At 68.6% G+C, this 21673-nt stretch carries 30 protein-coding genes and 1 pseudogene; 24 read left to right on the top strand and 7 right to left on the bottom strand.

Annotated features, from left to right (window positions below):
* Nucleotides 1-275: 275 nt before the first annotated feature.
* Nucleotides 276-545: a hypothetical protein gene (locus ACIRPP_RS05010; protein WP_403638047.1), complete on the top strand. Its 270-nt coding sequence runs from the start codon at nucleotides 276-278 to the stop codon at nucleotides 543-545.
* 182 nt (nucleotides 546-727) lie between these two features.
* Here ACIRPP_RS05010 and ACIRPP_RS05005 read toward each other — a convergent pair whose 3' ends face one another.
* The 4 genes from ACIRPP_RS05005 to ACIRPP_RS04990 form a co-directional block, all read right to left on the bottom strand.
* Complete coding sequence (locus ACIRPP_RS05005; protein ID WP_403638045.1) at nucleotides 728-2119, bottom strand: carbohydrate-binding protein; 1392 nt, start codon at nucleotides 2117-2119, stop codon at nucleotides 728-730.
* Between the two features lie 95 nt (nucleotides 2120-2214).
* Nucleotides 2215-3180 carry a LysR substrate-binding domain-containing protein gene (locus ACIRPP_RS05000; protein ID WP_403638043.1) on the bottom strand — a complete coding sequence of 322 codons (966 nt, stop codon included), beginning with the start codon at nucleotides 3178-3180 and terminating at the stop codon, nucleotides 2215-2217.
* Nucleotides 3181-3301: 121 nt separating this feature from the next.
* Entirely contained in the window at nucleotides 3302-4375 is a 1074-nt protein-coding gene (locus ACIRPP_RS04995; RefSeq protein WP_403638345.1) for an ADP-ribosylglycohydrolase family protein, read from the bottom strand.
* 762 nt (nucleotides 4376-5137) lie between these two features.
* A complete protein-coding gene (locus ACIRPP_RS04990; protein WP_403638041.1) occupies nucleotides 5138-5749 on the bottom strand; it encodes a TetR/AcrR family transcriptional regulator in 612 nt (203 codons plus the stop codon).
* Between the two features lie 439 nt (nucleotides 5750-6188).
* Between ACIRPP_RS04990 and gdhA the strand changes: the two genes are divergently transcribed.
* From gdhA to ACIRPP_RS04875, 23 genes and pseudogenes are all read left to right on the top strand, one after another.
* Nucleotides 6189-7547, top strand: a complete 1359-nt coding sequence (gene gdhA / locus ACIRPP_RS04985; protein WP_164332800.1) for an NADP-specific glutamate dehydrogenase — start codon at nucleotides 6189-6191, stop codon at nucleotides 7545-7547.
* Between the two features lie 523 nt (nucleotides 7548-8070).
* The gene (rpsJ, locus tag ACIRPP_RS04980) at nucleotides 8071-8379 is read left to right on the top strand and encodes a 30S ribosomal protein S10 (protein WP_003948644.1); all 309 of its coding nucleotides are present in this window, start codon (nucleotides 8071-8073) and stop codon (nucleotides 8377-8379) included.
* A 17-nt stretch (nucleotides 8380-8396) separates the two neighbouring features.
* A complete protein-coding gene (rplC, locus tag ACIRPP_RS04975) occupies nucleotides 8397-9041 on the top strand; it encodes a 50S ribosomal protein L3 (RefSeq protein ID WP_004984533.1) in 645 nt (214 codons plus the stop codon).
* Between the two features lie 8 nt (nucleotides 9042-9049).
* Nucleotides 9050-9709 carry a 50S ribosomal protein L4 gene (gene rplD / locus ACIRPP_RS04970; protein ID WP_192229672.1) on the top strand — a complete coding sequence of 220 codons (660 nt, stop codon included), beginning with the start codon at nucleotides 9050-9052 and terminating at the stop codon, nucleotides 9707-9709.
* Nucleotides 9709-10128, top strand: coding sequence for a 50S ribosomal protein L23 (rplW, locus tag ACIRPP_RS04965; protein WP_403638038.1), 420 nt, complete (start codon nucleotides 9709-9711; stop codon nucleotides 10126-10128). Before rplD ends, rplW begins: the two co-directional genes overlap by 1 nt.
* A gap of 50 nt (nucleotides 10129-10178) precedes the next feature.
* Nucleotides 10179-11015: a 50S ribosomal protein L2 gene (gene rplB / locus ACIRPP_RS04960; RefSeq protein WP_164332808.1), complete on the top strand. Its 837-nt coding sequence runs from the start codon at nucleotides 10179-10181 to the stop codon at nucleotides 11013-11015.
* Nucleotides 11016-11027: 12 nt separating this feature from the next.
* Entirely contained in the window at nucleotides 11028-11309 is a 282-nt protein-coding gene (gene rpsS / locus ACIRPP_RS04955; RefSeq protein ID WP_030567256.1) for a 30S ribosomal protein S19, read from the top strand.
* A gap of 44 nt (nucleotides 11310-11353) precedes the next feature.
* Nucleotides 11354-11701: a 50S ribosomal protein L22 gene (rplV, locus tag ACIRPP_RS04950; protein ID WP_164332826.1), complete on the top strand. Its 348-nt coding sequence runs from the start codon at nucleotides 11354-11356 to the stop codon at nucleotides 11699-11701.
* Complete coding sequence (gene rpsC, locus ACIRPP_RS04945) at nucleotides 11701-12525, top strand: 30S ribosomal protein S3 (protein WP_164332810.1); 825 nt, start codon at nucleotides 11701-11703, stop codon at nucleotides 12523-12525. Before rplV ends, rpsC begins: the two co-directional genes overlap by 1 nt.
* 5 nt (nucleotides 12526-12530) lie before the next feature.
* Nucleotides 12531-12950 (top strand): 50S ribosomal protein L16, encoded by a 420-nt coding sequence (rplP, locus tag ACIRPP_RS04940; protein ID WP_125504725.1) that lies wholly within the window; start codon nucleotides 12531-12533, stop codon nucleotides 12948-12950.
* Nucleotides 12950-13174 carry a 50S ribosomal protein L29 gene (rpmC, locus tag ACIRPP_RS04935; RefSeq protein ID WP_007494763.1) on the top strand — a complete coding sequence of 75 codons (225 nt, stop codon included), beginning with the start codon at nucleotides 12950-12952 and terminating at the stop codon, nucleotides 13172-13174. The genes rplP and rpmC overlap by 1 nt, the downstream gene beginning before the upstream one ends.
* Nucleotides 13174-13461 carry a 30S ribosomal protein S17 gene (rpsQ, locus tag ACIRPP_RS04930; RefSeq protein ID WP_023587024.1) on the top strand — a complete coding sequence of 96 codons (288 nt, stop codon included), beginning with the start codon at nucleotides 13174-13176 and terminating at the stop codon, nucleotides 13459-13461. The genes rpmC and rpsQ overlap by 1 nt, the downstream gene beginning before the upstream one ends.
* A gap of 135 nt (nucleotides 13462-13596) precedes the next feature.
* Complete coding sequence (rplN, locus tag ACIRPP_RS04925) at nucleotides 13597-13965, top strand: 50S ribosomal protein L14 (RefSeq protein WP_003998823.1); 369 nt, start codon at nucleotides 13597-13599, stop codon at nucleotides 13963-13965.
* Between the two features lie 2 nt (nucleotides 13966-13967).
* On the top strand, nucleotides 13968-14291 hold the full coding sequence (gene rplX / locus ACIRPP_RS04920; RefSeq protein WP_164332812.1) for a 50S ribosomal protein L24: 324 nt from the start codon (nucleotides 13968-13970) through the stop codon (nucleotides 14289-14291).
* Entirely contained in the window at nucleotides 14291-14848 is a 558-nt protein-coding gene (rplE, locus tag ACIRPP_RS04915; protein WP_019329632.1) for a 50S ribosomal protein L5, read from the top strand. Before rplX ends, rplE begins: the two co-directional genes overlap by 1 nt.
* Nucleotides 14849-14853: 5 nt before the next feature.
* On the top strand, nucleotides 14854-15039 hold the full coding sequence (locus ACIRPP_RS04910) for a type Z 30S ribosomal protein S14 (RefSeq protein WP_003948630.1): 186 nt from the start codon (nucleotides 14854-14856) through the stop codon (nucleotides 15037-15039).
* Nucleotides 15040-15279: 240 nt separating this feature from the next.
* Nucleotides 15280-15678, top strand: a complete 399-nt coding sequence (gene rpsH, locus ACIRPP_RS04905) for a 30S ribosomal protein S8 (protein ID WP_004984520.1) — start codon at nucleotides 15280-15282, stop codon at nucleotides 15676-15678.
* A 24-nt stretch (nucleotides 15679-15702) separates the two neighbouring features.
* Nucleotides 15703-16242 (top strand): 50S ribosomal protein L6, encoded by a 540-nt coding sequence (gene rplF, locus ACIRPP_RS04900; RefSeq protein WP_164332813.1) that lies wholly within the window; start codon nucleotides 15703-15705, stop codon nucleotides 16240-16242.
* 3 nt (nucleotides 16243-16245) lie between these two features.
* The gene (gene rplR, locus ACIRPP_RS04895; protein WP_164332814.1) at nucleotides 16246-16629 is read left to right on the top strand and encodes a 50S ribosomal protein L18; all 384 of its coding nucleotides are present in this window, start codon (nucleotides 16246-16248) and stop codon (nucleotides 16627-16629) included.
* Between the two features lie 41 nt (nucleotides 16630-16670).
* Nucleotides 16671-17276 carry a 30S ribosomal protein S5 gene (rpsE, locus tag ACIRPP_RS04890; protein ID WP_164332815.1) on the top strand — a complete coding sequence of 202 codons (606 nt, stop codon included), beginning with the start codon at nucleotides 16671-16673 and terminating at the stop codon, nucleotides 17274-17276.
* Between the two features lie 2 nt (nucleotides 17277-17278).
* Nucleotides 17279-17461 (top strand): 50S ribosomal protein L30, encoded by a 183-nt coding sequence (gene rpmD / locus ACIRPP_RS04885; RefSeq protein ID WP_164332816.1) that lies wholly within the window; start codon nucleotides 17279-17281, stop codon nucleotides 17459-17461.
* A gap of 2 nt (nucleotides 17462-17463) precedes the next feature.
* The gene (gene rplO / locus ACIRPP_RS04880; RefSeq protein WP_164332817.1) at nucleotides 17464-17919 is read left to right on the top strand and encodes a 50S ribosomal protein L15; all 456 of its coding nucleotides are present in this window, start codon (nucleotides 17464-17466) and stop codon (nucleotides 17917-17919) included.
* 480 nt (nucleotides 17920-18399) lie between these two features.
* Nucleotides 18400-19003: pseudogene (locus ACIRPP_RS04875) on the top strand (IS5 family transposase); the annotation flags it as partial.
* Between the two features lie 53 nt (nucleotides 19004-19056).
* Here ACIRPP_RS04875 and ACIRPP_RS04870 read toward each other — a convergent pair.
* The 3 genes from ACIRPP_RS04870 to ACIRPP_RS04860 form a co-directional block, all read right to left on the bottom strand.
* Nucleotides 19057-19455, bottom strand: coding sequence for a hypothetical protein (locus tag ACIRPP_RS04870; protein WP_403638034.1), 399 nt, complete (start codon nucleotides 19453-19455; stop codon nucleotides 19057-19059).
* 479 nt (nucleotides 19456-19934) lie between these two features.
* Nucleotides 19935-20330: a hypothetical protein gene (locus ACIRPP_RS04865; protein ID WP_403638032.1), complete on the bottom strand. Its 396-nt coding sequence runs from the start codon at nucleotides 20328-20330 to the stop codon at nucleotides 19935-19937.
* A gap of 631 nt (nucleotides 20331-20961) precedes the next feature.
* Nucleotides 20962-21381: a hypothetical protein gene (locus tag ACIRPP_RS04860; protein WP_403638030.1), complete on the bottom strand. Its 420-nt coding sequence runs from the start codon at nucleotides 21379-21381 to the stop codon at nucleotides 20962-20964.
* Between the last annotated feature and the right edge of the window lie 292 nt (nucleotides 21382-21673).

Genomic DNA, 21673 nt, shown 5'->3' with positions numbered 1-21673 from the left:
CGTTCGAGAGCTGTGATGACCTCGGCGTGCTGGATCTGTGGCTCACCCGGGCCATTGCCGCCACCTCGATGACGGAGGTCTTCGCGGCGGCCGGGGAGACGCCGGGAAGCGCTGACTGACAGGGCGTTCTGCACGGCCGTCCGGCCCCGGGGGCGTCGCACTTGGCGGCGGAGGGGGCGGTGGGTGACGGCGGGGAGCAGCTCGCGGAGCGCGTCGGCTGCTCGGACGAACAAGGCCTCGGCACGTCCCGGGCCGCGGAACTCTGGAGGCATCTCATGGCCGTCGACCTCTCCTTCTTCCAGTCGCAGACCGCGCAGAAGCTCCGGCAGGAGGGCCGTGAAGAGGGTCGGGCCGAGGGGCTGGCGAGTGCGCTTCTTCTGCTGTTGCGTCATCGGGGCGTCGCGGTGACCGAGGAGGACCGGGAGCGTATCGAGAGCTGTGATGACCTCGGCGTGCTGGATCTGTGGCTCACCCGGGCCATTGCCGCCACCTCGATGACGGAGGTCTTCGCGGCGGCCGGGGAGAGGCCGGGAAGCGCTGACTGACCGGGCGTTCTGCACGGCCGTACGGCTCCGGGGGCGTCGCACCTGGCGGCGGAGGGGGCGGTAGGGCGACGGCGGGGAGCAACCCGCGGAGTGCGTGGGCTGCACGGACGGCCGGCCCCGGGCGCGTCGTCAGGGTGCGCCCGGGGCCGGTCGGTTCCCCCGTCGAGTTGGTCAGCCGGTGGTCACACGCGCTGCCACAGGGCCGGGACGTTCGGGGGCTCCCAGCCGGTCTGGGCCTGGTGGGCCTGGAGGCAGCGGTAGGTGGCGCCGCCGTGGGTGACCGTGTCGCCGGCCTGGTAGACGGTGCCCGCGGACCAGGTGCCGCCCGGCTCCTCCCCGCCCGGGGGCGGTTCCTCGCCGCCGCCGGTCGTCTTCAGGGTGAGGCCGTAGTTCTGCAGGAGCGGGTTGAGCGGCTGGAAGTACGTGGTGCCGCCGCTGCTGCAGTTGCCCGAGCCGCCCGAGGTGACGCCCTGGGCCTGGCTGCCGGAGATGTAGGAGCCGCCGGAGTCGCCGGGCTCGGCGCAGACCGAGGTGCGGGTGACGCCGGTGATGGTGCCCTCGGGGTAGGTCACGCTGGTGTTCAGCTGCTGGATGACGCCGCAGTGCCAGCCGGTGGTGGAGCCCGAGCGGCAGACGGAGGAGCCGACCGGGGCCTGCGCCGAGCCGGTGACCTGGACGTTCTGGCCGCCCGCGCCCTTCACGTAGGGCGTGGCCGTCCAGTTGCTGTTGGTGGCGACCCAGGCCATGTCGCGGCCCGGGAAGACGGAGCCCTGGAAGGTGCCCTGGGCGACCCGGTTGTGGCCGCTGGTGGCGGCTCCGGTCCGTCCGCAGTGTCCGGCGGTGGCGTAACCCTGCTGGGTGCCCTTGGTGACGGGGAAGCCGATGGAGCAGCGGCCGCTGTTGTTGATGTAGTACGCCTCGCCGCCGCGCAGGTCGTAGAGCGGGCGGGGCTGCTCGGCGGACTTCTCCACGCGGGCGAGGGAGGCGCCGACGCCGGCCGCGGAGAGCAGGGTGCGGGCGGCGGACGGGCGTGCGGCCTGCACGACGACCTGGTTGCTGCGGACGTCGACGTACCAGACGGGGGCCCCGGTGGTGTCGCGGCCGGCGGCCGCCTTGTCGAGGCGGGCCTTGGCGGCGTCCAGCTCGGTGAGGGAGTAGCGCACGACGGTGGCTTCGGCGCCCCGTGCCTCGATGGCCGGTACGTCGCGGGTGTCCGTGGTCGCCACGGTCAGGGTGCCGGAGTCGGCGCCGGACACCCAGGCTCCCGCGAAGTCGGCGCCGAGGGCCAGGCTCAGCCGGCCCGCGGTGGCCCCGGCCTCGGCCTCGTTCACCAGCCGCCGCTCCGCCTGCTTCCGGTCGATGCCGAGGTCGCGTTCCATCGACTTCAGCAGGGCGGGCGGGGCGGCGTCGGTGTGCAGGGTGTCCGCGGCCGAGGGCGCGCCGCCGGACCGGGCGTCGGGGGCGGTGCCCGCGCTCGCGGAGCCGCTGAGCCCGGCCACGAGCAGGGCGGCCGTCGCGGCCAGCGCGGCGCCCGCGGCACCGGCTCGGGGGTGTCGTCTGAGCAGGGAGGACATGGGGCATCTCCTCGGTGTGTCGGGTGGGGAGGTGCCGAAACCGTAGGGAGGCTCAACGGGTCGCCGTAAGACGTCGGTTGACCCTCTGCACGGTGTTATGGGAGGGCCGGGGGCGCCGGGGCGCGGCGGGCGGAGAGCCAGGCGGTGTAGCTGTCGCTGCGTGCCGCCACTCCCGCGTGCGCCATCCGCGCCTCGGCCAGGACGGTCGTGGCGAGGGCGTCCCCCTGGGCCACGGTGTGCCGGCCCAGGAGGTGCCGCCAGGTCAGCGGGGTGCCGGCGAGCGGGCGGGTGATCACACCGGGTGTGGTGGGGAAGGTGGCCCGGCAGGTGCCGACCGCCCGGCCCACCTGGACGAGGTGGACCAGGGCCGCCGTGTCCGTCTCGTACATGCGCCGGGGGGTGAACCCGGCGCGGGCACAGGCGGCGGTGAAACAGTCCCCGAAGCAGCCGTCGCCGGGCACGCAGGCCCACTCCGCGTCGGCCAGCTCGGCCAGGTCCAGCTCCGCGCGGCCGGCGAGCGGATGACCGGCGGCGAGCATCACGAACACCGGGTCGACGGCGACCTCCTGCCACACCAGGCCCGCGGCGCCGGGCGGGTCGGCGGAGCCGCAGGTCCCGGCGAGCGCGAAGTCCAGGCGCCCCTCGGCCAGCAGCCGGGCCAGCTCCCGTTCGGACCAGGAGGTGCAGGTGGTGACCCGGGCGTCGGGCACCGCACCGGCCAGCCGGTCCACCAGGGCGCCCAGCAGGGGGCCGTGGGTGCCGCCCAGCCGGAGGAGGGAAGCCGTACGGGGTGCGCGGGCGAACCGCGCCGCCTCCTGCTGGAGTTCGGTCACCGCGGGCAGCACGACCCGGGTGCGTTCCAGCACGAGTTCGCCGAGGGCCGTGACCCGCACCCCGTGCCGACCGCGCTCGAACAGGGCACCGCCCAAAGCCCGTTCGATCCGCTTGAGCTGAGCGCTCAGTGCGGGCTGCGCCAGCCCCAGTTCGGTCGCGGCCCGGGTGAGGCTGCCCGCGTCCGCGATCGCCCTGATCGTCTTCAGATGCCGCAACTCCAGCTCCATGGAGGGAGCTTGCGTCGTGACGGGGGCAGGGGCAAGGGGTTGGTACGGACCAGTCGTGGAAAGTGGTCCGCGCCCCCGAATCTCCCGGTTGTCCACCGGACCGGCGCGATGGGCGGCGAGGTCACGCGCGGCGCCCCGGCGTCCCGCGCCCCGGGCCGCCCCAGCGGGCGTGGGTGTGGCCCGCGTCCCACGGGGCGACCAGCGGCCGCACACGGTCCCCGTACTCCAGGGCGCGCACCCAGTCGGCGGGCCAGGCCGGACCGCCGACCGAGGCCCCGGCGAACGCTCCCGCCAGGGCCGCGATGGAATCGGAGTCGCCGGAGGAGAACGCGGCCCGCTGGACGACGGCGACGGGTTCCTCGGGGAAGAGCAGGAAGCAGTAGAGGGCGGCCGCCAGCGCCTCCTCGGCGATCCAGCCGCCACCGGCCACCTCGCACGGGTCGCGCTCCGGGTCCGGCTGTGCGAGGGCGGCGGCGACCGTGTCCAGGGCCGCCAGGGTCTCGTCCCAGCCGTGGGCGATGAACGCGGCGGGATCGGCCGCGCCGGCCCGCTGGGCCAGGTCCCCGAGCCAGTCGCCGTGGTAGGTCCGGCGTGCCGTCCGGCCGTAGTGGCGCAGGCGGGGCAACAGCTCCGACGGGTGGCAGTTGTGGGCGAGCAGCCACACCGCGTGCGCCGTCAGGTCGCCGGCGGCCAGCGCGGTGGGGTGGCCGTGGGTGAGCGCCGCCTGCAACTGGGCCGTCCCGGCCCGCTGTTCGTCCGTCAGGCCGGGCAGCAGCGCGACGGGCGCGACCCGCATGTTGGCCCCGCACCCCTTGGAGGGCAGCACGGTGGCCTCCTGCCACGGCACCCCGCGTTCGAGGGCCGCACAGGCGTCGAGGCAGGTCCGGCCCGGGGCCCGGTTGTTGTCGGGGGAGCGCAGCCAGGCCACGAAGTGCTTGCGCAGGGCCGGTTCGACCGTCGCCGCCGTCACGGAGGAGACGCCGTCCAGCGAGGCCTCCGCGAGGGCCTCGACCACCGCCAGTGTCATCTGGGTGTCGTCCGACACCTGGGCCACCCCGTCCTGCAGGGGCAGCTCCAGCTGCCGCCAGGAGCCGTAGCGCCGGGTGAGTGCGGCGAGGTCGAGGAATTCGGTCGGATAGCCCAGGGCGTCGCCGATGGCGAGGCCGTAGATCGAGGCCACCGCTCCGCCCTTGATGGTGTCCTGGCGCCACTTCCGTCCCGTCAGGTGGTCGAGGACGGCGATGCTCTCGGCCTCGGCGAGGGAGCCGGCGACGATGTGTGAACCGCCCGCGGAGGTCGGGTTCCTCAGCATCTCCTCCAGCACGTGGGTGGGCCGTTCGCCGCGTTCCTTCGCGCGGTGCAGGTCCATCACCCAGGCGCCGGCCATGTTGGACTCCGCGGGGCTCGCGGTGCTGTGCACCACCACGCTTGCGGCGTCGTCCTCGTCGTTGGCCCATACGTAGCCGATCACCCGGTTCTCCGGGTTGGCGATCGCCACGTAACGCACCGGGCGCCCCGTGTGCCGGGAATAGCGCGGTGGTCCGCCCGGAACGATGTAGCCGCCGACGCTCTCGGCGAAGCGGGGGTTGACCCGGCGGTCGTGGCGTTCGGAACTCATGCTGGTGAACTTTCGTCGTCGGGCGGATGTGCGGTGCTCGAAGGGGGCGCCGGCCGGTCCGTCATCCAGCCGGTAGTCAATCACGGGGCAGGACCGTCGTGGGCCGCTCGGGCATGTCTGCGTGGTGGGCCGGTCGGGACCGCCTCACCGGCGGCTCCCGTCACCTCGGGGTTCCGTCACCGTCCCAGCCCGGTAAGCCACTTGACCCGTTCACACCACAGGCCGAACGGGACTCGAAGGCCGCGGGGTATGGCTACGCGAGGCTCACAGGGGGAGTTGAGGGGAGTGCAGGGAGCGGGGACGGCGTGGCGGTTGGGAGGAATCGGGGAGAACAACCCGTCAGTCAACCCGCCCCAGGCCGGTGAGCAGCAGTCCGACCAGCCGGCGCGGGTCGTAGTCGGGGTCGTTCTCGCCGCCGATGCAGAGGTTTCCGACGCCCCGCAGGAGGGCGAACGGTTCGATGGAGGCGCGGAGTTGGCCCGCCTCGGACGCGGCGTCGAGGAGGCGGCCGCAGACGGGGACCAGACGCTCCAGGAAGTAGGTGTGCAGGGCCTCGAAGCCGGCCTGGTCGGAGCGGAGGACGTCGGCGAGGCCGTGCTTGGTGACCAGGAAGTCGACGAAGAGGTCGATCCACTGCCGGAGGGCCTCGAAGGGCGAGGCGCTGCTCTCCAGCAGGGCCGGGCCCGCCTCCGCGCAGGCCTCCACCTGGTGCCGGTACACGGCGATGATCAGGTCCGACCGGGTCGGGAAGTGCCGGTAGATCGTGCCCAGCCCGACGCCGGCCCGGGCCGCGATGTCCCGCACCGGGGCGTCCACGCCGGAGGCGACGAAGGCCGCGGCGGCCGCGTCGAGCAGCGCGGCCTTGTTGCGCCGCGCATCCTTGCGCCGGGACCCGACGGCCCCCTCCGGGGTGTTGCCGCTGCCGCTGCCGCCGTCGCTGCTGTCGCTCACCGAGCCGCTCCTCCTGCCTTGCTGTCGGAACGCTGTTCCGTTTGCGCATGATGGCAGACGGGAGGCGCAGTACCAAGGCGTGGGGGAGCGAGGTGGCCAGGGAGGCGGAGTCTCCCCGGCGACCCCGCCAGGGGACCGGCCCGGGGGGCCAGGGAGCAGCGGAGCGTCCGGCCGGGGTCTCGAGCGGAGCCGGTCCCGGACACCGTGGTCGGCGGTGCGGCGGCCCCGTGTCGTCCCGAAACCGGCGTCGTCATGTCTCAGATGGCGGACGTTCCGGACGGGGCCCTTGGCCTTCCCGTTTACACATGGGTAACACTGAAGGGTCGACTGTTGTCCGGGGCGACCGTCCCGGGCGGTCGTGTCCTGCGCGCGGCAATGGCGCCGAGCGCCCCGTCACCGGTTCCCGAACCGGTGTCAGCCGCGCCAGAAAGGGACCTCCGTGACCTCACGACCCGTTTCCACGCCCGCCATCGACCAGCTGCGCACCGACATCCTGCGCCGCAACCCGGCCGAACCCGAGTTCCACCAGGCGGCGCGCGAGGTGCTGGACACGCTGGCGCCGGTGCTCGCGGCGCGGCCCGAGTACGCGGTGCCGGGGCTTGTGGAGCGGCTGATCGAGCCGGAGCGGCAGATCATCTTCCGGGTGCCGTGGGAGGACGACAACGGTCGCGTGCACGTCAACCGGGGCTTCCGGATCGAATACAACAGCGCCCTCGGCCCCTACAAGGGCGGACTGCGCTTCCACCCCTCGGTCAACCTCGGGATCATCAAGTTCCTGGGCTTCGAGCAGGTCTTCAAGAACGCGCTCACCGGCCTCGGCATCGGCGGCGGCAAGGGCGGCAGCGACTTCGACCCGCAGGGCCGCAGCGACTCCGAGGTCATGCGCTTCTGCCAGTCCTTCATGACCGAGCTGCACCGGCACATCGGCGAGTACACCGACGTGCCCGCCGGTGACATCGGCGTCGGCGCCCGCGAGATCGGCTACCTGTTCGGCCAGTACCGGCGCATCACCAACCGCTGGGAGGGCGGCGTCCTCACCGGCAAGCGGGCCGGCTGGGGCGGCTCGCTGATACGGCCGGAGGCCACCGGTTACGGCAACGTGCTGTTCGCCGAGGCGATGCTGCGGGTGCGGGGCGAGGACCTGCAGGGGCAGACGGCGGTCGTCTCCGGCTCCGGCAACGTCGCCATCTACACCATCCAGAAGCTGGCGGCCCTCGGCGCCAACCCCGTCACCTGCTCCGACTCCAGCGGCTACGTCGTCGACGAGAAGGGCATCGACGTGGAGCTGCTGCGCCAGATCAAGGAGGTCGAGCGCGGGCGCGTGAGCGCCTACGCCGAACGCCGGGGCGGCTCCGCCCGGTTCGTGCCCGGCGGGCGCGTCTGGGAGGTCCCGGCCGACGTGGCGCTGCCCTCGGCGACGCAGAACGAGCTGAACGCGCAGGACGCCGCCACCCTGATCCGGCACGGCGTGAAGGCGGTGTCCGAGGGCGCGAACATGCCGACCACCCCCGAGGCCGTGCAGCTGCTCCAGCAGGCCGGGGTCGCCTTCGGCCCGGGCAAGGCGGCCAACGCGGGCGGTGTCGCCGTGAGCGCCCTGGAGATGACGCAGAACGCCTCGCGCACCTCGTGGAAGGCCGACCAGGTCGAGAACGAGCTGGCCCGGATCATGTCCGACATCCACTCCACGTGCGCCGAGACCGCCGAGCGCTACGGCGCCCCCGGCGACTACGTGACCGGTGCGAACATCGCCGGGTTCGAGCGGGTGGCCGACGCGATGCTGGCGCAGGGCGTCATCTGACGCCGGCGCACCGGCGTGGGCCCTCGGCACCCTGCCCGCACACGTGGGCGCGCCCCGGATCTCCGGGGCGCGCCCTGTCGTTGTGGGGCCCGCGGGCGCGGCGCGCGTTTGACCTACGTCACCCCCGGGGTATTCTCCCCGGTTCGATTGGCCAGGCCGCGACCCGCTGTGGCAGACTGTCCGAGTTGCTCGGTCGAGTGTTGATGCTGCGCGCCTCCCGCCGGGAGGACCGGAAGCGAGTCCCACAGTACTCGTCGTCCCATGCAATGCGCCGGAAGGCGTAGGGGCGGACGTACGGGAATCTTCCGGGAAGCGTGGGCGCGGCGCCGGCCAGGCGCCCGGTGGGCCGTCGGCCCCCGGTCCGCGGTTCTGGTAGGGCCGTGTCAATCCCGCAGGGATGTTCGAACAAGGGACATCTGTGTCAGCGGGAGTGCGACACGCCCGACCGCGTGGGTCGGAGGGGGCGGACATCAGGACCGCCGGGTACCAGAGCGTTTACGAGAGACAGGACTACGAAGTAGCCATGGCGGGACAGAAGATCCGCATCCGGCTCAAGGCCTACGACCACGAGGTCATCGACTCCTCGGCGAAGAAGATCGTCGAGACGGTGACGCGTACTGGTGCGTCGGTCGCGGGCCCGGTGCCGCTGCCCACTGAGAAGAACGTGTACTGCGTCATCAAGTCGCCGCACAAGTACAAGGACTCGCGCGAGCACTTCGAGATGCGCACCCACAAGCGCCTGATCGACATCCTCGACCCGACCCCCAAGACCGTTGACTCTCTGATGCGACTCGACCTCCCGGCCGGTGTCGACATCGAGATCAAGCTCTGAGGGCCGGTGATCTGAGAATGGCTAAGCAGATCAAGGGCATCCTGGGAGAGAAGCTCGGCATGACGCAGGTGTGGGACGAGAACAACCGTGTTGTTCCGGTCACCGTCGTCAAGGCCGGCCCCAACGTCGTCACCCAGGTCCGTACGAACGACGTCGACGGCTACGAGTCGGTCCAGATCGCCTTCGGCGAGATCGACCCGCGCAAGGTGAACAAGCCCCTCAAGGGTCACTTCGCCAAGGCCGACGTCACCCCCCGTCGTCACCTCGTCGAGATCCGCACGTCGGACGCCTCCGAGTACACGCTGGGCCAGGAAGTCACCGCCGAGGTGTTCGAGGCCGGCGTGAAGGTCGACGTGACCGGCAAGAGCAAGGGCAAGGGCTTCGCCGGTGTCATGAAGCGCCACAACTTCGGTGGCCTCGGCGCCGGACACGGTACCCAGCGCAAGCACCGCTCGCCCGGTTCCATCGGTGGCTGCGCCACGCCGGGTCGTGTGTTCAAGGGCCTGCGCATGGCGGGCCGCATGGGCAACGAGCGGGTCACCACCCAGAACCTGACCGTCCACGCCGTTGACGCGGAGAAGGGTCTGCTGCTCATCAAGGGCGCGGTTCCCGGTCCGAACGGCGGCCTCGTCCTGGTCCGCACCGCGGCCAAGGGGGCCTGAGGTAACCGATGAGCACTGTTGACATCCTTTCGCCGGCGGGCGACAAGGCCGGTACCGTCGAGCTCCCCTCGGAGATCTTCGACGTCGAGAAGGTCAGCATCCCGCTGATCCACCAGGTCGTCGTCGCACAGCTGGCCGCTGCCCGTCAGGGCACGCACAAGACGAAGACGCGCGGCGAGGTCCGCGGCGGTGGCCGCAAGCCGTACCGCCAGAAGGGCACCGGTCGTGCCCGTCAGGGCTCGACCCGCGCTCCGCAGTTCGCCGGCGGTGGCATCGTCCACGGCCCGCAGCCGCGCGACTACTCGCAGCGGACCCCGAAGAAGATGAAGGCCGCGGCCCTGCGCCACGCCCTCACCGACCGGGCCCGCCACAACCGCATCCACGTCGTCACCGGCGTGGTCGAGGGCGAGACCCCCTCCACGAAGGCCGCCAAGAGCCTGTTCGGCAAGATCAGCGAGCGCAAGAACCTGCTCCTGGTCGTCGACCGCGCCGACGAGGCCGCGTGGCTGTCCGCCCGCAACCTGCCCCAGGTCCACATCCTGGAGCCGGGCCAGCTGAACACGTACGACGTTCTCGTCTCGGACGACGTGGTCTTCACCAAGGCCGCTTTCGAGTCCTTCGTCGCCGGCCCGAACAAGGCCAACGACAACGAAGGGAGCGAGGTCTGATGGCTGCCCGTCACCCCTCGATCGCCTCGAAGGCCGCCAAGGCGGCCAAGGCCCGTCGCGTCGCCAAGGCGCGCCGCCACGAGGCCGAAGGCAAGAACACCGTCGTCACCCCGGCGAGCAAGGCGTACACGGACCCCCGTGACGTGCTGCTCAAGCCGGTCGTGTCGGAGAAGAGCTACGCGCTCATCGACGAGAACAAGTACACGTTCCTCGTCGCGCCTGGCTCCAACAAGACCCAGATCAAGGAGGCCGTGCAGGCGGTCTTCTCGGTCAAGGTCACCGGGGTCAACACGATCAACCGCGTCGGCAAGCGCAAGCGGACCCGCACGGGCTTCGGCCAGCGCGCCGCCACCAAGCGGGCGATCGTGACCCTCGCCGAGGGCGACCGTATCGACATCTTCGGCGGTCCGACCGCGTAAGCGGTCGGGATCGTCCAGATTTCGGAATCACTTCCGAGGACTGAGAGACAATGGGTATCCGCAAGTACAAGCCGACGACTCCGGGCCGTCGTGGCTCCAGCGTCGCCGACTTCGTCGAGGTCACGCGGTCCACGCCGGAGAAGTCGCTGGTCCGCCCGCTGCACAACAAGGGCGGCCGTAACAATTCCGGTCGTGTGACCGTGCGCCACCAGGGTGGTGGCCACAAGCGCGCCTACCGCGTGATCGACTTCCGTCGTCACGACAAGGACGGCGTGCCGGCGAAGGTCGCGCACATCGAGTACGACCCCAACCGCACCGCGCGCATCGCGCTGCTGCACTACGCGGACGGCGAGAAGCGCTACATCCTCGCGCCGCGTGACCTGAAGCAGGGCGACCGCGTCGAGAACGGTCCCGGGGCCGACATCAAGCCGGGCAACAACCTCGCCCTGCGCAACATCCCGGTCGGTACGACGCTGCACGCCATCGAGCTGCGTCCCGGCGGCGGCGCCAAGTTCGCCCGCTCCGCCGGCGCCTCGGTGCAGCTGCTCGCGAAGGAGGGCACCATGGCCCACCTGCGCATGCCGTCCGGTGAGATCCGCCTGGTCGACGCCCGCTGCCGCGCCACGGTCGGCGAGGTCGGCAACGCCGAGCAGAGCAACATCAACTGGGGCAAGGCCGGCCGTAAGCGGTGGCTGGGCGTCCGCCCGTCCGTCCGCGGTGTCGTGATGAACCCGGTGGACCACCCGCACGGTGGTGGTGAGGGCCGGACCTCCGGTGGCCGTCACCCCGTGTCCCCCTGGGGCCAGAAGGAAGGCCGTACTCGTTCGCCCAAGAAGGCGTCGAACAAGTACATCGTCCGCCGCCGCAAGACGAACAAGAAGCGCTAAGGACGGGTTGAGATGCCTCGTAGCTTGAAGAAGGGACCCTTCGTCGACGACCACCTGGTCAAGAAGGTGGACGCACAGAACGAAGCCGGTACCAAGAACGTCATCAAGACCTGGTCCCGTCGCTCGATGATCGTCCCGGCGATGCTCGGACACACGATCGCGGTGCACAACGGCAAGACCCACATCCCGGTGTTTGTCACCGAGTCGATGGTCGGCCACAAGCTCGGCGAGTTCTCGCCGACCCGCACCTTCCGGGGCCACGTCAAGGACGACCGGAAGTCGAAGCGCCGCTAGTCGGCGGGGTGCAATCGACCATGACAGACACTGAAGGGACAACCATGGAAGCCAGGGCCCAGGCGCGGTACATCCGCGTCACGCCCATGAAGGCCCGCCGCGTGGTGGACCTCATCCGTGGCATGAATGCCACGGAGGCTCAGGCGGTCCTGCGTTTCGCCCCGCAGGCCGCGAGCGAGCCGGTGGGCAAGGTGCTGGACAGCGCCATTGCCAACGCCGCGCACAACTACGACCACACCGATGTCGACAGCCTCTTCATTTCCGAGGCCTACGTCGACGAGGGCCCGACCCTGAAGCGGTTCCGGCCGCGCGCCCAGGGCCGCGCCTACCGGATCCGCAAGCGGACCAGCCACATCACCGTGGTCGTCAGCAGCAAGGAAGGAACCCGGTAATGGGCCAGAAGGTAAACCCGCACGGGTTCCGGCTCGGTGTCACGACCGACTTCAAGTCGCGTTGGTACGCCGACAAGCTGTACAAGGACTACGTCAAGGAAGACGTCGCCATCCGCCGGATGATGACGTCCGGCATGGAGCGCGCCGGCATCTCCAAGGTCGAGATCGAGCGCACCCGTGACCGCGTCCGTGTGGACATCCACACGGCCCGCCCGGGCATCGTCATCGGCCGCCGCGGCGCCGAGGCCGACCGCATCCGCGGTGACCTCGAGAAGCTCACCGGCAAGCAGGTCCAGCTGAACATCCTCGAGGTCAAGAACCCCGAGACGGACGCTCAGCTCGTGGCCCAGGCCGTCGCCGAGCAGCTCTCCTCCCGTGTCTCCTTCCGCCGCGCCATGCGCAAGAGCATGCAGTCGGCGATGAAGGCGGGCGCCAAGGGCATCAAGATCCAGTGCGGTGGCCGCCTCGGTGGCGCCGAGATGTCCCGCTCGGAGTTCTACCGCGAGGGCCGCGTGCCCCTGCACACGCTCCGCGCGAACGTGGACTACGGCTTCTTCGAGGCCAAGACGACCTTCGGCCGCATCGGCGTGAAGGTCTGGATCTACAAGGGCGACGTCAAGAACATCGCCGAGGTCCGCGCCGAGAACGCCGCAGCCCGCGCGGGTAACCGCCCGGCGCGCGGCGGTGCCGACCGCCCGGCCCGTGGTGGCCGCGGTGGCGAGCGGCGCGGTCGCAAGCCGCAGCAGCAGGCTCCGGCCGCCGAGGCCCCCAAGGCCGAGGCTCCCGCCGCTGCTCCGGCTGAGAGCACCGGAACGGAGGCCTGACCGACATGCTGATCCCCCGTAGGGTCAAGCACCGCAAGCAGCACCACCCCAAGCGCACCGGTATGTCGAAGGGTGGCACGCAGGTTGCGTTCGGCGAGTACGGCATCCAGGCGCTGACCCCGGCGTACGTGACGAACCGCCAGATCGAGGCGGCTCGTATCGCCATGACCCGTCACATCAAGCGTGGCGGCAAGGTCTGGATCAACATCTACCCGGACCGCCCCCTCACCAAGAAGCCGGCCGAGACCCGCATGGGTTCCGGTAAGGGTTCTCCGGAGTGGTGGGTGGCCAACGTCAAGCCCGGACGCGTGATGTTCGAGCTGTCGTACCCCAACGAGAAGATCGCGCGCGAGGCCCTGACCCGTGCGGCCCACAAGCTGCCGATGAAGTGCAAGATCGTCAAGCGCGAGGCAGGTGAAGCGTGATGTCGGCCGGTACCAAGGCGTCAGAGCTGCGCGAGCTGGGCAACGAGGAGCTTCTCGCGAAGCTCCGCGAGGCCAAGGAAGAGCTGTTCAACCTCCGCTTCCAGGCGGCGACCGGACAGCTCGAGAACCACGGCCGTCTGAAGGCGGTCCGCAAGGACATCGCGCGGATCTACACCCTGATGCGCGAGCGTGAGCTGGGCATCGAAACGGTGGAGAACGCCTGATGAGCGAGAACAACGTGACTGAGACGAACACTGAGGCCCGTGGCTTCCGCAAGACGCGTGAGGGCATCGTCGTCAGCGACAAGATGGACAAGACCGTCGTCGTTGCCGTCGAGGACCGCAAGAAGCACGCGCTGTACGGCAAGGTCATCCGCAGCACGAGCAAGCTCAAGGCCCACGACGAGCAGAACGCCGCCGGCGTCGGTGACCGCGTCCTCCTGATGGAGACCCGGCCGCTGTCCGCCACGAAGCACTGGCGCATCGTCGAGATCCTCGAGAAGGCCAAGTAAGCAATTCCCGCAAGGGAGTTGCACAAGTACGTTCCCGCGGGGCACCCCTCGCAGGACAAGTTCCGCCAGGCTCCGGGGGCCGTCCGCTCACAGTGAGCGGCCCCCGGGGAACCGGCAGACATTCAGGAGATAGACGTGATCCAGCAGGAGTCGCGACTGCGTGTCGCCGACAACACGGGCGCGAAGGAGATCCTTTGCATCCGTGTGCTCGGTGGCTCCGGTCGCCGCTACGCGGGCATCGGTGACGTCATCGTCGCCACCGTCAAGGACGCGATCCCCGGTGGCAACGTGAAGAAGGGTGACGTCGTCAAGGCGGTCATCGTTCGCACCGTCAAGGAGCGCCGCCGTCCGGACGGCTCGTACATCCGCTTCGACGAGAACGCCGCCGTCATTCTGAAGAACGACGGCGACCCTCGTGGCACCCGTATCTTCGGCCCGGTCGGCCGTGAGCTGCGCGAGAAGAAGTTCATGAAGATCATCTCCCTCGCGCCGGAGGTGCTGTGAGCATGAAGATCAAGAAGGGCGACCTGGTCCAGGTCATCACCGGCAAGGACAAGGGCAAGCAGGGCAAGGTCATTGCCGCTTACCCGCGCGAGGAGCGCGTCCTGGTCGAGGGTGTCAACCGGGTCAAGAAGCACACCAAGGCCGGCCCGACCGCAGGCGGTTCGCAGGCCGGCGGCATCGTGACCACCGAGGCGCCGGTCCACGTCTCCAACGTCCAGCTGGTCGTGGAGAAGGACGGCAAGAAGGTCGTCACGCGCGTCGGTTACCGCTTCGACGACGAGGGCAACAAGATCCGCGTTGCCAAGCGGACGGGTGAGGACATCTGATGGCTACCACCACCACTCCGCGTCTGAAGACGAAGTACCGCGAGGAGATCGCGGGCAAGCTGCGTGAGGAGTTCTCCTACGAGAACGTCATGCAGGTTCCCGGCCTCGTCAAGATCGTGGTCAACATGGGTGTGGGCGACGCCGCCCGCGACTCCAAGCTGATCGAGGGCGCCATCCGCGACCTCACCACGATCACCGGTCAGAAGCCGGCCGTCACCAAGGCCCGCAAGTCCATCGCGCAGTTCAAGCTGCGCGAGGGCCAGCCGATCGGTGCCCACGTCACGCTCCGTGGCGACCGCATGTGGGAGTTCCTGGACCGCACCCTGTCGCTCGCGCTGCCGCGCATCCGCGACTTCCGCGGCCTGTCCCCCAAGCAGTTCGACGGCCGTGGCAACTACACCTTCGGTCTCACGGAGCAGGTCATGTTCCACGAGATCGACCAGGACAAGATCGACCGCGTCCGGGGTATGGACATCACCGTGGTGACCACGGCGACCAACGACGCTGAGGGCCGCGCGCTCCTTCGTCACCTCGGCTTCCCCTTCAAGGAGGCGTGAGCGAGATGGCGAAGAAGGCTCTGATCGCTAAGGCTGCTCGCAAGCCCAAGTTCGGCGTGCGTGGCTACACCCGCTGCCAGCGCTGTGGCCGCCCGCACTCCGTGTACCGCAAGTTCGGCCTGTGCCGCGTGTGCCTTCGTGAGATGGCTCACCGTGGCGAGCTGCCGGGCGTGACCAAGAGCTCCTGGTAGTCCGGTCTTTCCGGATCCCCAGGACTCTCGGTAAGCAACTGGGACGGCAGGGGGCCCACTCCGCATGCCTTAGGCTTGTGGGGTTGGGCGCCTGCCGGCCCCGTACGCCACGCGGGCACACCGCCCGCCAATGATTGCTTACTACGCCGTAGGTCCACCGCGCCGCACCCGTCCCGTCTCGGATCGGGGAGAGGGATGGCGCACCAGGAAACCCCGGCGAGAGAGGCCGAAGGCCAATTCATGACCATGACTGATCCGATCGCAGACATGCTGACGCGTCTGCGGAACGCGAACTCGGCGTACCACGACTCCGTGGCGATGCCGCACTCGAAGATCAAGTCTCACATCGCGGAGATCCTCCAGCAGGAGGGCTTCATCACGGGCTGGAAGGTCGAGGACGCCGAGGTCGGCAAGAACCTCGTCCTGGAGCTGAAGTTCGGCCCCAACCGTGAGCGCTCCATCGCGGGCATCAAGCGGATCTCCAAGCCCGGACTCCGGGTGTACGCGAAGTCCACCAACCTGCCGAAGGTGCTGGGCGGCCTCGGCGTGGCGATCATCTCCACGTCGCACGGGCTCCTCACCGACAAGCAGGCCGGCAAGAAGGGCGTGGGTGGGGAAGTCCTCGCCTACGTCTGGTAGCAGAAGGGAACGGAGGAAACAGCTATGTCGCGCATCGGCAAGCTCCCCATCGCGGTTCCCGCCGGCGTGGACGTCACCATCGACGGCCGTACGGTCGCGGTCAAGGGCCCGAAGGGCACGCTGACCCACACCGTCGTGGCGCCGATCGAGATCGCCAAGGGTGAGGACGGCGTGCTGAACGTCACCCGCCCCAACGACGAGCGTCAGAACAAGGCCCTGCACGGCCTGTCGCGCACGCTGGTGGCGAACATGATCACCGGCGTGACCCAGGGTTACGTGAAGAAGCTCGAGATCAGCGGTGTCGGTTACCGCGTGCTCGCCAAGGGTTCGAACCTGGAGTTCTCCCTCGGCTACAGCCACCCGATCCTGGTCGAGGCCCCCGAGGGCATCACCTTCAAGGTGGAGTCCCCGACCCGTTTCTCGGTCGAGGGCATCGACAAGCAGAAGGTCGGCGAGGTTGCGGCCAACATCCGCAAGCTGCGCAAGCCCGACCCGTACAAGGCCAAGGGCGTCAAGTACGAGGGCGAAGTCATCCGCCGCAAGGTCGGAAAGGCGGGTAAGTAAGCCATGGCATACGGGCAGAAGATCCTCAAGGGCGACGCCTACAAGCGCGCCGCGATCAAGCGCCGTCACATCCGGATCCGCAAGAAGGTCGCGGGTACGGCGGAGCGTCCCCGTCTCGTCGTGACCCGCTCGAACCGCCACATCGTGGCGCAGGTGATCGACGACCTGAAGGGCCACACCGTGGCGTCGGCGTCCACCCTGGACAGCTCGATCCGCAGTGGCGAGGGCGACAAGTCCGCGCAGGCCAAGCAGGTCGGTGCCCTGGTCGCCGAGCGTGCCAAGGCAGCCGGTGTCGAGGCCGTCGTGTTCGACCGTGGTGGCAACCAGTACGCCGGGCGCATCGCCGCCCTGGCGGACGCCGCCCGCGAAGCCGGGCTCAAGTTCTGAGCCGGTTCCGGAGCTAGCGGAAACAGAGAGAGGTAATTCCAATGGCTGGACCCCAGCGCCGCGGTGGCGGCGCCGGTGGCGGCGAGCGGCGGGACCGGAAGGGCCGTGACGGCGGCGCTGCTGCCGCCGAGAAGACCGCGTACGTTGAGCGCGTCGTCGCGATCAACCGCGTCGCCAAGGTTGTGAAGGGTGGTCGTCGCTTCAGCTTCACCGCGCTGGTCGTGGTGGGCGACGGTGACGGCACCGTGGGTGTCGGATACGGCAAGGCCAAGGAGGTGCCGGCCGCCATCGCCAAGGGCGTTGAGGAGGCCAAGAAGCACTTCTTCAAGGTCCCCCGCATCCAGGGCACCATCCCGCACCCCATTCAGGGTGAGAAGGCTGCCGGAGTCGTGCTGCTCAAGCCCGCCTCCCCGGGTACCGGTGTGATCGCCGGTGGTCCGGTGCGTGCCGTGCTCGAGTGCGCCGGCATTCACGACGTGCTGTCGAAGTCGCTCGGCTCCGACAACGCGATCAACATCGTGCACGCGACCGTGGAGGCCCTCCGTGGCCTGCAGCGTCCCGAGGAGATCGCGGCCCGCCGTGGTCTGCCGCTCGAGGACGTCGCCCCCGCGGCTCTTCTCCGTGCACGCGCCGGGGCGGGTGCGTAATCATGGCGCAGATCAGGATTACGCAGGTCAAGTCCTACATCGGCAGCAAGCAGAACCACCGTGACACCCTGCGCTCCCTTGGTCTCAAGGGGATCAACACGCAGGTCGTCAAGGAGGACCGCCCCGAGTTCCGCGGCATGGTGCACACCGTCCGCCACCTCGTGACGGTCGAGGAGGTCGACTGATCATGGCGGAGCAGAACCCGCTCAAGATCCACAACCTCCGTCCCGCCCCGGGCGCCAAGACCGCCAAGACCCGTGTCGGTCGTGGTGAGGCGTCGAAGGGTAAGACGGCCGGTCGTGGTACGAAGGGCACCAAGGCCCGTTACCAGGTTCCGGAGCGCTTCGAGGGTGGCCAGATGCCCCTGCACATGCGCCTCCCGAAGCTGAAGGGCTTCAAGAACCCGTTCAAGACCGAGTTCCAGGTCGTGAACCTGGACCGTCTCGCCTCCCTCTACCCCGAGGGCGGAGAGGTCACGGTCGAGGACCTGGTCGCCAAGGGTGCCGTTCGCAAGAACAGCCTCGTCAAGGTGCTCGGCCAGGGCGAGATCTCCGTGGCGCTGCAGGTGACGGTCGACGCCGTCTCCGGCTCCGCCAAGGAGAAGATCACCGCCGCCGGCGGTACCGTCACCGAGCTCGTCTGAACCCCTCGGACGAGCCAATGACTTGAGCGATCCCGACCGGGGATACCCCACATTTGGGGTATCCCCGGTTGGTCGTTCCTAGGGCGGCAGTCTCGCCGGTAAGGTGGCCTGCCAGATACGCGGCCCCACTTTGCTTCTTGCGAAGTGGGGCTGACGCCGATCTACACACGAGTCCGTGTTGCGATCTGGTTAGAGCCAGTAACGGGTGCCCCAAAACTGGCCGAACGGAGGAACTGTTTCGGCTAGGCGTCCTGAAGGTCATGCGTCGGCGCCCGGGCAGCGGATCCGCAATCTGCTCGGCAGCCATTCAGGGCCGATCGCATGGGGCAGAGGGGCTCGGCGGGGACCCAGCGTCAAGCGGGTCATACGAGCCATGACCGTGCCATCCAATGGATGATGCCGTCCATACGAAATGATCTTCGAGTTGGTTGGATCACTCCGGGGCCGTTGATCTGAGGGGGCAGGGTGGCTCGGCGGTAGCCGTGGGACGTCGATGACGAACTGTGGGCGGTGATCGAGCCGCTGCTCCCGAAGATCGAACGTCGCACTCGTCATCCCGGGCGGAAGCGTCATCCGGACCGGCTGGTGTTCCCGGGCATCCTGTTCGTACTGCATACCGGGATCGCCTGGGAATACCTGCGGCAGGAGCTCGGCTCCGGGTCGGGTATGACGTGCTGGCGACGCCTGGCCGAGTGGACCGAAGCCGGCGTGCGGCGTCGGCTCCATCAAGCGCTCTCGGCCAAGCTCTCCGCAGCGCGGACGCCCTGGCCCTCTCCAGGACGGTGGTCGACGGCCTCCACATCCGAGGGCTGACCGGGGCCCCGAGACGAGACGAAGCCCTGTCGACCGGGGCGGGACGGGCGGCAAGCACTACCTGATCACGGACGTCACCGGCATCCCGCTCGCCGTGCCCCTCACCGGTGGCAACCGTAACGACGTCACCCAGCTCGTCCCGCTACTTCAGGCAGAGCCGCCCGTGCTGGGCAAGCGCGGCCGACCCCGCCGCGGCCCCGACGCCGTGCTTGGTGTTGACCGCGGCGACGACCACGACAAATACCGCCGTCCCGTCCGCGCGCTCGGCGTGAAGCTGGCGCATCTCAGGGTGAGGAAGGCTTTGTGGATGTCGTTGCGAATCTGTCAGCGGATCCGCAGGCGGCGGGACCAGTGCAGGCGGGCGAAAGCGCGCTCGTCAACCCAGCATTGAGTGCCGAATCCGGAGCCGTGTTCGGGACCACGTCGCGCGATCAGTGCTTCGCGTGAGGTCACCTTCGGCAGCGGGGCGAAGTCGTCGGGGGTCAGGTCCAGCCAGCTCACCACGCGATCTCCCGTACGCAGAGTGATCAGCAGTTCGCACCGCACGTGATCGGGAACGTCAGGCCGATGGGACAGGGTGTGCCACAAGGCCGGCCGCAGATAGTGGGTGCCGCCGGGCGCCACATTCGCGCGCACCCACGTCGGATCCAACCGCTGACTCAGGCCGATGTCACCCGCCCGCTCCTCCAGCCGGAACAACAAGGCCGCCTCGATGACCTTCACCTCCCGGGCAGCGGCCGCTCAACGTCCATCGCCCTATGCCCCCCGACAGCACCTCAGGTCGGGCGACCGACCCCAAAGAGTCATTCTGTTGGGAGTTCTAAGAAGTCGGAGCCCTTTACACCCTCACGGGGGCGGTCGTTGCTTCTGTCCGCCACGCAGCCAGCCAGCCCTCCGGTTCCGGGCCCCTGGGCGGCTGATTGACTCTGCGGGCGCAGATGGTCGGGGTCGATGTAACAGGACCCAACCAGACCATGAGCCGTCGCCCCCCACTGCAGGTGCTGGTTTTGGACAACTTCGGAGCCAGGCCACTGCCAGCCACGATCGAGCACGTCGCCTCACACCGAATGCCAGCTAGTAAGACGATGTCCGCCGCACGGATCAGGGATGCCTCCTTGGGGGCCCCGTCAGCGGCAACTCAGGTGCGCTGCCGCCACTTGGTGCGTCCGCCTGCCGCTCGTCCTGGGGGAAACCGGATGTAATCATCGCAACATCTGCTCGGCGTTGTGGTCCCATGCTTCACGCAAACTGCGGAATTCTGCCATACGGCCGGGGTTCTGCTTGATATAGCGGGTCTCGTAGGCGCTTTCGACGGCTGCAACGGTGGTGACATATCGAACTCGTCGCTTGCACGCCATGTCGGCGGTAGCTGTTTGTATTTCTACGCGGGCTACCTGATCGCTTTCGTCCCCTTGCCATCTTTCGTCATTCACTGCCTGGCTCGGTGTTTTGTAGCTGTACCCGCTTGACTTCATGCAAGCGGACCATTTCGATACGACATCCTTAACTCGACTGTCCTGTTCGATGCGGGGGGACAGCACCTGCCGTATAACGCTCACGTAGGATTCCAGCAGCCCTCTGGGGCTGACGTCGCTCACCCGTGAGATGGTGATACCGCCCTCTTCGAATTCCTTCGGAGGTTGTGCTTTCTGAGTGAGCTGACGTCCGGCTTCCCCGTAGCATCCGTTCTTTGGGACCCGATGACTTCTGTATGAAGTCGAGGTTCCGTCCAGAATTCCCTGCAGGGCTGGCGGTACTGTCTCATCCCATTCTGCGTTCTCCGATTCTTCTGCAGGCAGGTTGTAGCCGCTCTGGTCGGCATCAGGAAACCAGTAGAATTCGAATACATTGGGTTCCTGAGTGGACTGTGAGGCACTGGGGAGACGCTGCTTCGTATAGTCCAGGTCGCGGAGGCAGCGGTTTACTGCGACTACCTCTGCTTGGTGTAGTCGGCGGTCCTGGGCAGGGCTCGGAAGGTACCTGTCGAGAGGGCGCTGGACGTGAAGGTCGTTCGCTCCCACGGTCGGGGTGCTGTGTACCTCCGGCTCCGAGTGCTCCGCCGAGTCGGGGGAAGAGGAGTGATCACCGCCCGTACAGCCTGTTACAAGCGCCAAGCCTGCGACGGAAATCAACTGGAGTGCTGTTCTTTTCATTGATTCACCGGTATGTGCACGAAAGCCGTGTGGTCCCATACCTCTCAGGTATGGGACCACACGGCTTTGAGGCAGACTAGGGGCAGTTGTACTTGGAGTAGGACGAGATCTTGTTGTCGAACGGGCCGGTGAACGCGCTCCTGAAGTCGCCCTTCGTGCCCTTCGCGATCTTAATGCTGGCGCCCTTGTGGTTCACGTTGACGAAGAACTTGAATCCTGCGCAAGAGGTGCCGGAGCCGGCGTTCCAGCTGGAGATGGAGTCTCCGAGGTACGCGCCGTCGTTGAAGTAGTACCTGCCGTGGAAGTTCTTCAGGGCAGGTGAGCCAAGGTCGTAGTAGCCCTTGCTCTTGGTGTGCCCCCAGTCATTGAACACACAAATGTCGGTGCTGGAGCACTTACCGTCACCGTTCCCGGCTGCAGCGGCAGGCGCCAGGGTGACGCCAACCGCCAAGGCCGCTGCGACTGCGGTCGTGACGGTCACTATTGAGCGCTTCACGCGCATACTGAACCCCCATTTTTCAGTTAGTTGAGGCTGTAAACGTTGCGGTGGTCAGCCGCAGCCCCTGCTCTGATGCAGCGAGTTGATCAGCTGCACGGGAGTGACAGTATGAGGGGGGCGATCGTACGGTCAAGTGTTTTATGTTCAACTGTTCGGTTTGCCCGGAGGGGGCGAGCCTGTGTAGTCGGTTCCGGCCCTGCCTGGTGCGGGGCTACCGGGTGGCTCGACATTCCCGCCCGGGCCCGGAGGTGGGTAGGCTGTGGCGCTGGTGCCCGGAGGCGTCCTGGCA

The organism is Streptomyces sp. NPDC101219 (genome assembly GCF_044767675.1).
In the GTDB taxonomy this organism is placed as follows: domain Bacteria; phylum Actinomycetota; class Actinomycetes; order Streptomycetales; family Streptomycetaceae; genus Streptomyces.
Note: the sequence above shows the minus strand (reverse complement) of the source record. Positions and strands in the feature narration are given on the sequence as shown.